The following is a 10,661-nucleotide window of genomic DNA, read 5'->3' as shown; positions in this document are numbered from 1 at the left end:
GATCTTTCTCCTCGTTCATGCCGCCGACATCCAGGACCGTGATGGGGCGGTTGATGTTCTGGCGGCAATACGCAGGCGCTTTCCCTGGCTGCGCCACATCTTTGCTGATGGCGGCTATGCTGGCAACAAATTGCGATCCGCGCTCGCCTCCATGGGAAAATGGACGGTCGAAATCATCAGGCGGTCCGATACGGCGAAGGGCTTTCAGATCTTGCCTCGCCGCTGGGTGGTTGAACGGACATTCGCCTGGCTGGGACGGTGCAGGCGGCTCGCCAAAGATTGGGAAAAGTCCATTGCTTCCTCAACCGCATGGACATTGATCGCCTCGATCCGCATGCTCACACGACGGACAGCAAGGCATTGTCAAGCTTGGAAAACTTTCGGATCGGGCTCTAATATTTTTATATAAATCGAAGAAAATCCTGATAACGGTGGCAAAGCCTCGCCCGTCGGCTTCCCTGCCTACCAGTTTCAGCATGACGGGCAAAAAATCATCCCTGAAATGGCGTGGCGGGACATATTATGTGCAATCCGTATTGCAGATATAAGTAAAGGAATCTGATCTGGAATAAGAATCGCGTACTGGACTGGTCCGATTCTCCGAACGTATTTTATTTCTACATATGTTCTATCCACGAATCTGAAAAATATATTCGATTCCTGCCTTATGTTATTTCTTGAGCGTGTGATCATGCACATATTTTTGTGTACTGCGCCTGTATGCAGGCCTGTCTCATCGCGTCCGGGCCGTCCGTACGCACTTGCATTTCCGATCCCTGCCTTCTGCTGAAAAACGGCAGGAAACCGCATATTTTTCGGCGTTGACATATCTTGTCACATTACCATAACAGCATATAAAAAATGTATGGCCATGCACAGGAAGAATAAATGTGCATCGAGAACTCGTGAATGGGCGAGGCTGGAATTAGACCCGGATTGGGACTTCAATGCAGGAACTGCCGCGCCAGACATGACGCACTGTTCCACGTGAATAAACCGCATGACTGAATCAACTTCATCCAGCCTGCGGGTTATACTGGAAATATGTCGGCGCATCGGTCCCTGTACTGTCATGGATGGCAGCAGGGTAATGGATCTCGGCACAGGTATGTGACGTACGTGGCATGCAAGCATGACCGGATGAATGCCGTCCGCTCATGCAGTTCCATGTAACGCCCGTAGCGAACAGGGTTGGCCGTGACAACGGAGGACGGTTTTCATGCGTTCATTATTTCCCTGTCCCGTATGGGCACCTGACGGTGCCGGCAATGCACGGGCGGATATTGATATCCTCTGCATCAATACAATCCGTACACTGGCTATGGATGCGGTGCAGAAAGCCAATTCCGGACACCCGGGCACGCCCATGGCGCTGGCCCCACCAGCCTATGCATTGTGGCGCGAGGTCCTGGATTATGATCCCGCCAATCCCCTGTGGCCCAATCGCGACCGCTTCGTGCTGTCGATCGGCCATGCCTCCATGCTGCTGTATTCGCTGATCTATCTTGCCGGTATCCGTGACGTGAAGGATGGCCGCGTACAGACGGACAGGCCCTCACTGACACTGGCGGATATCGAGCAGTTCCGCCAGCTTGATTCCCGCACCCCCGGCCACCCGGAATATGGTCACACCGCAGGCGTCGAGACCACGACTGGCCCGCTGGGGCAGGGATGTGGCAACTCCGTCGGCATGGCCATCGCCCAGAAATGGCTGGCCGCGCATTTCAACAAACCCGGTTTCGACCTGTTCACCTATCACACCTATACATTCTGCGGTGACGGCGACAACATGGAAGGCGTATCCAGCGAGGCCGCGTCCATCGCGGGCCACCTGAAGCTGGGTAACCTGACCTGGATCTATGACAGCAATCATATTTCCATCGAGGGCAATACCCGCATCGCCTTTACCGAAAGCGTGCATAAACGCTTCGAGGCCTATGGCTGGCATGTCCTTGAACTCAAGGAAGCAAACGACACGGGCGATTTCCGCCGCCTGCTGGCCGAAGCGAAGGCGGAAACATCCCGGCCGACGCTGATCATCGTGCATTCCATCATCGGCTGGGGTTCACCGCACAAGGCGGGCACCGCAGCGGCGCATGGCTCGCCCCTGGGGGTGGAGGAAATACGCGAAACCAAGAAATTCTACGGCTGGCCGGAAGACAAGAGTTTCTACGTGCCCAAGGGCGTGCCTGAACACTTCCGGCAGGGCATCGCCACACGCGGGGCCGCCGCCAGCAGGGCGTGGTACGACCTGCTGGCCCGCTACCGCACGGCACACCCCGACCTTGCGGCCGAACTGGACCTGGTCCTTGCGGGAAAGCTGCCCGAAGGCTGGGACCGCCAGATCAGTGATTTCCCTGCGGATGCGAAGGGGCTTGCCTCCCGCGCCAGTTCCGCGACCGTGCTCAATCAGGTGGCCGCCAGCTATCCGTGGATGATCGGCGGATCGGCCGACCTGTCGCCGTCGACCAAGACGCACCTGACATTCGATGGCGCGGGTGATTTCCAGCCCCCGCAATGGGGCGGGACCTATGGCGGGCGCAACCTGCATTTCGGTGTGCGTGAACATGCCATGGGGTCGATCTGCAACGGGCTGGCGCTTTCGTACCTGCGGCCCTACTGCTCCGGCTTCTTCATCTTTTCCGATTACATGAAGCCGCCCATCCGCCTTGCGGCGCTGATGAAGCTGCCGGTGCTGTATATCTTCACCCATGATTCCATCGGGGTGGGGGAAGACGGCCCGACCCACCAGCCGGTCGAACAGCTTGCCCAGCTGCGCGCCACACCGGGGGTAACCCTGATCCGCCCGGCGGACGCCAATGAGGTCGCGGAGGCCTGGCGCACCCTTGTCCCGCTGGCTGATCGCCCCACCGTCCTGGTACTGACACGCCAGAACCTGCCCACCATCTGCCGCAAGACCTATGCCCCGGCCAGCGGCCTGGCAAAGGGGGCCTACGTGCTGGCCGACAGCAGCACCGGCACGCCCGATGTCATCCTCATGGCGACGGGCAGCGAGGTCGGGCTGATCGTGAAGGCCTTTGAACAGCTCAAGGCCGAGGGGGTCGGGGCCCGCATCGTCTCCATGCCGTCATGGGACCTGTTTGAAGCGCAGCCCCAGTCCTACCGCGACAGCGTGCTGCCGCCCGATGTCACCGCCCGCGTGGCGGTGGAACAGGCGGCACGGCTTGGGTGGGAACGCTATGTCGGCCTGCGGGGCAGCACCATCGTGATGCACACATTCGGTGCCTCCGCCCCGGCGGGTGAGCTGGAGGTCAGGTTCGGGTTCACGGTGGACGCCGTCCTGACCGAAGCCCGCAGGCAGCTTGCCACCCGACGCTGAGCGCCCGCCCGACCATAATTGCGACAGGACAGCCACCCCGCGCCGCCCGCGGGATGGCTGCCCGCAACACATGAAGGAAACATGCCATGACCGCGTACGACGCCGGCACCAGTGAAGCCGCCAATCCGTTAAAACAGCTGGCCCGCTTTGGTCAGTCCCCGTGGCTGGACTTCATCCAGCGTTCCTATACCGAAAGCGGCAAGCTGAAAAAGCTGGTGGAGGAAGACGGCCTGAAGGGTGTCACCTCCAACCCGTCCATCTTCCAGAAGGCCATGGGCCATGGGACCGATTACGATCCGCAGATCCGCCAGATCCTTGAACACCAGATCGTTGACGCCGGGACGCTGTATGAAACGCTGGCGATCCATGACATCCGCGCGGCGGCAAAGGTGCTGCACCCGGTCTATGAACAGACCGCGAAGGTGGATGGCTATGTCAGCCTGGAGGTCTCGCCCTATCTGGCGCGTGATACCGGCGCCACCATCGCCGAGGCACGGCGGCTGTGGCTTGCCGTTGGCGCGCCCAACCTCATGATCAAGATCCCCGGGACGGATGAAGGCGCACCCGCCGTGCAGGCGGCCATCGCGGCGGGGATCAATGTCAACGTAACACTGCTGTTTTCCCTGAATGCATACAAGAAGGTGGTCGAAGCCTATATCGCAGGGCTGGAAGAGCGTCTGGCGCGTGGCGAAAGTGTTACGGGGATTGCAAGCGTCGCCTCCTTCTTCGTCAGCCGGATCGACGTGAAGATCGACAGGGAAATCGATGATCGCGTCGCGGCGGGGGACAAGGACGCAGCCGCGCTGAAGGCCCTGCGTGGCAAGGTCGCGATCGCCAACGCCAAGCAGGCCTATGAATACTGGCAGGACGTGGTGAAAAGCGCGCGATGGCAGAAACTGGCGCAGGCCGGCGCCATGCCCCAGCGCCTGCTGTGGGCCAGCACCAGCACGAAGGACAAGACGTTTAGCGACGTGCTATACGTGGACGGCCTGATCGGCCCGGAAACCGTCAACACCATTCCGCCCGCGACCTTTGATGACTTCCGCGATCACGGCAAGGTTGCACAGACCCTGACACAGGACGTGGCGGGCGCAAACAGGGTCATCAGCGAGGCCCGGCGCCTTGGCCTTGATCTGGATGGCGTGACCCGGACATTGGTGGATGAAGGGGTGCGTGGCTTCGAGGATGCATTCGACGCCCTGCTTGGGTCGATTGCCGCCAAACAGGCCGCGTTCCTTGGTTCCAAGCTCACCACGACCACGCTCAACCTGCCTGCCGACCTTGATGCGGCGGTCAGGGCCGAACTGGAAACATGGCGCACGCAGGGGGATGTCCGCCGCCTGTGGGACAGGGACGCAACCCTGTGGACGGGTCATGACGAGGCACGCTGGCTGAAATGGCTCAGCATCGTTGATGACCAGTTGCTGGATCTGGCGAAGTTCGAGGAATTCCAGGCCGAAGTGAAGGCGCGCGGCTTCCGTGACGCGCTGCTGCTGGGCATGGGCGGATCAAGCCTTGGGCCGGAAGTCCTGTCGGTGACGTTCGGCAGACATGAAGGCTTCCCGCACCTGTATGTGCTCGACAGCACCGATCCGCAGCAGATCAGGGATTTTCAGGACAGGATCGACATCAGCAAGACGCTGTTCATCGTCTCGTCCAAATCCGGCGGCACGCTGGAACCGAATATCCTCAAGGCCTATTTCTTCGATCAGGCGAAAAAGGTGCTGGGGGAGCGGGCCGGTTCGCACTTCATCACCGTCACCGATCCCGGTTCGCACATGGAAGACGTGGCGAAGAAGGATAAATTCTGGAAAGTCTTCTACGGTAACAAACAGATCGGTGGCCGGTATTCCGTGCTGTCCGATTTCGGCATGGTTCCTGCAGCCGTCGCGGGCCTGCCGCTGAAGCGGCTGCTGGATTCGGCCCTGCGGGGTGAAAAATCCTGCGCCGCCTCCGTCCCGCCCGCGCAGAACCCCGGTGTCGTTCTGGGCAGCGTACTGGGCGTGGCCGCGCGATCGTTCGGCCGGGACAAGGTCACGCTGCTGGCGTCGCCTGCCATATACGACATGGGCGCGTGGCTGGAACAGCTTCTGGCGGAATCAACGGGCAAGGACGGCAAGGGGCTGATCCCCATTGACGGGGAAACTGCCGGGCCGGCTTCGGTATATGGCAGGGACCGCGTGTTCATCTACCTGCGGCTGAGCGAAAAACCGTGTGAGAAGCAGGATGAAGCGTTCAAAAAGCTGATCGCGGCGGGTGAACCGGTCGTGACCATTGAACTGCATGACCGCTACCAGATTGCCGAGGAATTCTTCCGCTGGGAATTCGCGACCGCGGTCGCCGGGTCGATCATCGGCATCAATGCCTTCAACCAGCCTGATGTCGAGGCGTCGAAGATCGAGACCAAGAAGATCACCACCGCCTATAACGAAACCGGCAGGCTGCCGCCGTACGAACCGTTCGCCAGGGACGGCAGCCTTGCCTTCTATGCCGACCCGAAGAATGCTGCGGCACTCAGGGTCGGCCATACGGCGGAAGGTATCCTGAAGGCCCATTTCGCCCGGGGCAGGGCGGGCGATTATGTCGCCCTGCTGGCCTATATCGACCGCGACACGGCCACACGCGAATGGCTTCAGCAGGTGCGGCTGTCGGTGCGTGATGGGCTGAAACTGGCCACGGCCGCCGAATTCGGCCCGCGTTTCCAGCATTCCACCGGGCAGGCCTACAAGGGCGGACCCAACACCGGCGTATTCCTGCAGATCACATGTGATGACGAAGTCAGTCTGCCGGTGCCGGGGGAAAAATATACCTTCAGCATTGTCAAGGAAGCGCAGGCCCGCGGGGACCTGGAAGTACTGGGTGAACGCGGCCGTCGCGCCCTGCGCGTGCATATTCACGGCGATCTGAAATCCGGTCTTGAAAAACTTGCGCAGGCCATCAGGGCCGCCGTCTGACCGTACGACGGAACAGCCCCGCCATGGTCGGCAGAAATGGCGGGGCCCATTTTTTCACCAGCCCGAACGCGGGCTGAATCGCAGGGCACGTCCCTGCCACGGGAGCAGTAATAATCATGCAGATCGGTATAGTGGGGCTGGGCAAGATGGGGGGCAACATCGCCATCCGCCTGACACGTCACGGCCACGATGTGGTTCTTTATGACCGCACGCCAGCGGTCATGACCAAAATTGGGGAACAGGCCGTGGCCGGAAAGACCATTGCCGCATCCGGCCTGAAGGACATGGTGTCCAGGCTGACCGCCGAGCGGCGGATCATCTGGCTCATGCTGCCAGCAGGCCCCGTGACCGAAGCGGCGGTGCAGGAACTGGGCGGCCTGCTGGGCAAGGGCGACATCGTGATCGATGGCGGCAATTCCTTCTACAAGGACGACATCCGCCGCGCCGCCGAACTGATGAAAAAGGGCATCCACTACATTGATGTCGGCACCTCGGGCGGCGTGTGGGGGTTGGAACGCGGCTACTGCATGATGTACGGCGGCACCAGGGACGCCACCGACCATATCGACCCGATCCTGTCCGCCCTTGCACCGGGGATTGGCGATATCCCGCGCACGCCGAACCGTGACAAACCCGGTTTCGACCCGCGCGCGGAACAGGGCTACCTGCATTGCGGTCCCGCCGGGTCCGGCCATTTCGTGAAAATGGTCCATAACGGCATCGAATACGGCATCATGCAGGCCTTTGCCGAGGGCTTCCATGTCATGAAGTCCAAGAACTCGACCGAACTGCCTGAAAACCAGCGTTTCGAACTGAACATGGCCGATATTGCCGAAGTCTGGCGGCGCGGCAGCGTGGTGTCCTCGTGGTTGCTGGACCTGTCGGCGCGCGCGCTGGCGGGTAATCCGGACCTGTCCAATTACAAGGGCGACGTGGCGGATTCCGGCGAAGGCCGCTGGACCATCGAGGCCGCAATTGAAGAAGCCGTACCCGTCCCGGTGATGACGGAAGCCCTGTTCACGCGTTTCCGTTCACGCACCGGCAACAACTTTGCCGAAAAGATGCTGTCCGCCATGCGTTTCGGCTTTGGCGGCCATATCGAAGGCACGAACAACTGATAGTGCGCGCCTGATAACGCACCCGGCAGGCCAGACCACGTTGGCACCATAACGACCACGGGCGGTCTGTCCGGGTTTTACACGCTGAAAAAAGTTCAGGGAGAAGCAAGATGGAGAGCATTGTCGCATCCGCGTCCTCGCAGATTGACGACACGCGGCATGAAAACGTGCCGCGTCGCGGGCCACCGGGCGTATTTGTCATATTTGGCGGGGGCGGGGACCTGACGCACCGTCTTCTGGTGCCCGCACTGTACAACCTGGCCAGTGCGGGGCTGCTGGACAGCCATTTCTCCATCATTGTGGTGGACCGGGCCGATGTCTCGGCTGCCGACCTGCGCCAGAGCTTCCATGAGTCGCTGGAAAATTTCGTAACCAGTCGCGGGACCGAAGCCGTCAGGCTGCATGACGACGTGTGGAAGCGCCTGTCGTCCAACATCGACTATGTGCGCGGTTCGTTCGAGGATAGCGCGACATATGATGCCCTGGCCCGGAAAACAGGCAACCAGAACTGTATTTTCTACCTTGCGGTGGCCGCCCGTTTCTTTGGCACCATCGTGGACCAGCTTGGTATATCGGGCCTTGCGAAAGAAAGCGGGCAGGCCTTCCGCCGGGTCATTATCGAAAAGCCCTTCGGCAGCGACCTGCAATCCGCCATCGCGCTGAACGAACGGCTGTTGCGCACGCTTGATGAAAGCCAGATTTACCGGATTGACCATTATCTGGGCAAGGAGACGGTGCAGAACATCCTGGCCCTGCGGTTTTCCAACGGTTTTTTCGAACCTTTGTGGAACCGCGACAATATCGACCATGTGCAGATCACCGCGGCCGAGACGGTGGGCGTGGAACAGCGCGCCCGGTTTTACGAAAGCACGGGCGCCGTGCGCGACATGGTGCCCAACCATGTCATGCAGCTTCTGGCCATGACGGCCATGGAAGCCCCCATTTCGTTCGATGCCGATGCGGTACGTGATGAAAAGACCAAGGTGCTCAAGGCCATCCATACCGTGCAGCACCATGACGTGGTACGCGGCCAGTATGCGGCAGGCAGCATCAGGGGAGAACCTGTTGCGGGCTATCGTGACGAACCCGGCGTGGATCCCCATTCCCATACCGAAACCTATGTCGCGATGAAGCTCATGATCGACAACTGGCGCTGGGCCGGGGTGCCGTTCTATGTGCGCACCGGCAAGCGCCTGGCCGCGCGCAAGACGGAAATCGCGGTGCATTTCAAGTCAGCACCCTATGCCCTGTTCCGTGATACGCCGGTGGACAAGCTGACGCCCAACATCATGCTTTTGCATATCCAGCCAACCGAAGGCGTGACATTGCAGTTTTCCGCCAAGATACCCGGCCCCACGGTACACCTGGGCGGCGTGCGCATGAAGTTCGACTATTCCGAATGGTTCCACGAGGGGCCAAGCACCGGCTACGAGACGCTGCTGTATGACTGCATGATCGGGGATGCGACCCTGTTCCAGCGCGCGGACAATATCGAAGCCGGATGGCGCGTGGTCCAGCCCGTCCTGGACTGGATGCACGCCCCCGCGGGACTGGATTTCTACGCCGCTGGCAGCGAGGGGCCAAAGGCCGCCGATGACCTGCTGGCCCGCGACCACCGGCACTGGCTGAAAATCGGGTCCTGACGGAACCTGACGCGCGCCCAGCCCGACTGACATGACACTGACAGGAGGACACTTCCGTGTCTGACCCCGAAATACGCCTTGTACTGGCCGATGTGGATGGCACCCTGGTCACGAAGGACAAGATCCTGACACCCCGCGCGATCCGGGCTGTCGAACGCCTGCGTGAACGCGGTATCCTGTTCACCATCACCAGCGGCCGCCCGCCCAAGGGCATGAAGATGGTCATTGACCCGCTGAAGATTTCCGAACCGATCGCGGGTTTCAACGGCGGGATGATGGTCAGGCCCGATTTCACCGTGATCGAGGCCCGCACGCTGCCAGCCGATACGGCGCGCAGGGTGATCGGCATCATCCGCGACCACGGGGCCGATCCGTGGGTCTATAACGGCAATGACTGGATCGTCTCGAAACTTGATGCCCCGCATGTCGCGCGCGAACAGTGGACGGTCAAGTTTCCGCCCGTGGTGGGCAATGTGGAAGCAAAGCTGGACCAGGTGGTCAAGATCACCGGCGTCAGCGATGATCTGGCCCTGATGAAGCGCCTCGAGCACGACCTGCAGCAGGCGCTGGGCGATACGGCGTCCGCCGCCCTGTCACAGCCGTACTATGTGGACGTGACCAACAGGGACGCCAACAAGGGCGGCGTGGTGATGGCGCTCGAACGCCTGCTGGGCATTCCCGCCAGCCAGATGGTGACACTGGGCGACCAGCCCAATGATGTGCTGATGTTCCGCAAGAGCGGCATGTCCATCGCCATGGGGCAGGCCAGCCCCGAGGTGCAGAAGCAGGCGACCCATGTCTCGACATCGTGCGAGGAGGAAGGGTTCGCCAACGGGATCGAGAAATTCGTGCTGGGAGATGCGTGACATGACAGGTGGACATGACGTGAAAACGGGCGCGATGGTGGTCCTGCCCGATGCCGAAGCCATTGCGCAGTACATGGCGAAATGGCTGACGGAACAGGCGCTGGCGAAAAAGGGCGGCCCGTTCGTGATCGCGCTTTCGGGCGGGTCCACGCCAAAGCGGCTGTACCAGATTCTGGCGTCGGATGAATACCGCGACCGTTTCCCGTGGGCGAACACGCAGTTCTTCTTTGGCGATGAACGCTTCGTGCCCGACAGCGACCCGGCCAGCAATTACAACATGGTCGAGAGCGAAATGCTGGCCCATGTGCCGGTGCCGCCCGCCAACGTGCACCCCATGCCGACGTCGGGCGACCCGGCGCAGGCGGCGGCGCAATACCAGACGGAACTGGAAAAGGTATACGGCGGCACGGTGCTGGAACCCGGCCGCCCGCTGTTTGACGTGGTGATGCTGGGCCTGGGCGATAACGGGCATACCGCGTCGCTGTTCCCGCGCCAGCCGGTGCTTCGGGAGAAAAAGCTGTTGGTTTCGACCTGCGTGCCCGATGACGCGCCGCATACACGCCTGACGCTGACCTATCCCGCCATCCATTCCAGCCGCCATGTGGTGTTCATGCTGGCCGGGCCAGCCAAGCGCGAGGCCTTTGGCAGGGTGCGCGCCGGCGACCCGGCGGAACCCGCCAGCCACATCACGACCGAGGGCGAACTCATCTGGCTTATGGACAAGGCGGCTGCGGGACAAT

7 protein-coding genes are annotated in these 10,661 nt (G+C 61.1%); all 7 read left to right on the top strand.

Features of this window, described 5'->3' with window-relative positions; genetic code table 11:
- Positions 1-409, top strand: a 409-nt coding sequence (locus tag GEU01_RS23085; RefSeq protein ID WP_019087005.1) for an IS5 family transposase, incomplete at its 5' end; no start/stop codon positions are given.
- An 810-nt stretch (positions 410-1,219) separates the two neighbouring features.
- On the top strand, positions 1,220-3,340 hold the full coding sequence (tkt, locus tag GEU01_RS16835) for a transketolase (protein WP_019087004.1): 2,121 nt from the start codon (positions 1,220-1,222) through the stop codon (positions 3,338-3,340).
- 86 nt (positions 3,341-3,426) lie between these two features.
- Positions 3,427-6,294 carry a bifunctional transaldolase/phosoglucose isomerase gene (locus GEU01_RS16830; RefSeq protein WP_019087003.1) on the top strand — a complete coding sequence of 956 codons (2,868 nt, stop codon included), beginning with the start codon at positions 3,427-3,429 and terminating at the stop codon, positions 6,292-6,294.
- A gap of 116 nt (positions 6,295-6,410) precedes the next feature.
- Positions 6,411-7,412, top strand: a complete 1,002-nt coding sequence (gnd, locus tag GEU01_RS16825) for a phosphogluconate dehydrogenase (NAD(+)-dependent, decarboxylating) (protein WP_019087002.1) — start codon at positions 6,411-6,413, stop codon at positions 7,410-7,412.
- A 110-nt stretch (positions 7,413-7,522) separates the two neighbouring features.
- Positions 7,523-9,055, top strand: a complete 1,533-nt coding sequence (gene zwf, locus GEU01_RS16820; RefSeq protein WP_010510226.1) for a glucose-6-phosphate dehydrogenase — start codon at positions 7,523-7,525, stop codon at positions 9,053-9,055.
- A 56-nt stretch (positions 9,056-9,111) separates the two neighbouring features.
- Positions 9,112-9,921, top strand: a complete 810-nt coding sequence (locus tag GEU01_RS16815; RefSeq protein ID WP_019087001.1) for a Cof-type HAD-IIB family hydrolase — start codon at positions 9,112-9,114, stop codon at positions 9,919-9,921.
- The coding region (gene pgl, locus GEU01_RS16810; RefSeq protein WP_019086336.1) for a 6-phosphogluconolactonase at positions 9,914-10,661 on the top strand (748 nt) is incomplete at its 3' end. The genes GEU01_RS16815 and pgl, both read left to right, overlap by 8 nt.

Origin of the sequence: Komagataeibacter europaeus LMG 18890 (assembly GCF_000285295.1) — a bacterium.
GTDB lineage: Bacteria > Pseudomonadota > Alphaproteobacteria > Acetobacterales > Acetobacteraceae > Komagataeibacter > Komagataeibacter europaeus.
Note: the sequence above shows the minus strand (reverse complement) of the source record. Positions and strands in the feature narration are given on the sequence as shown.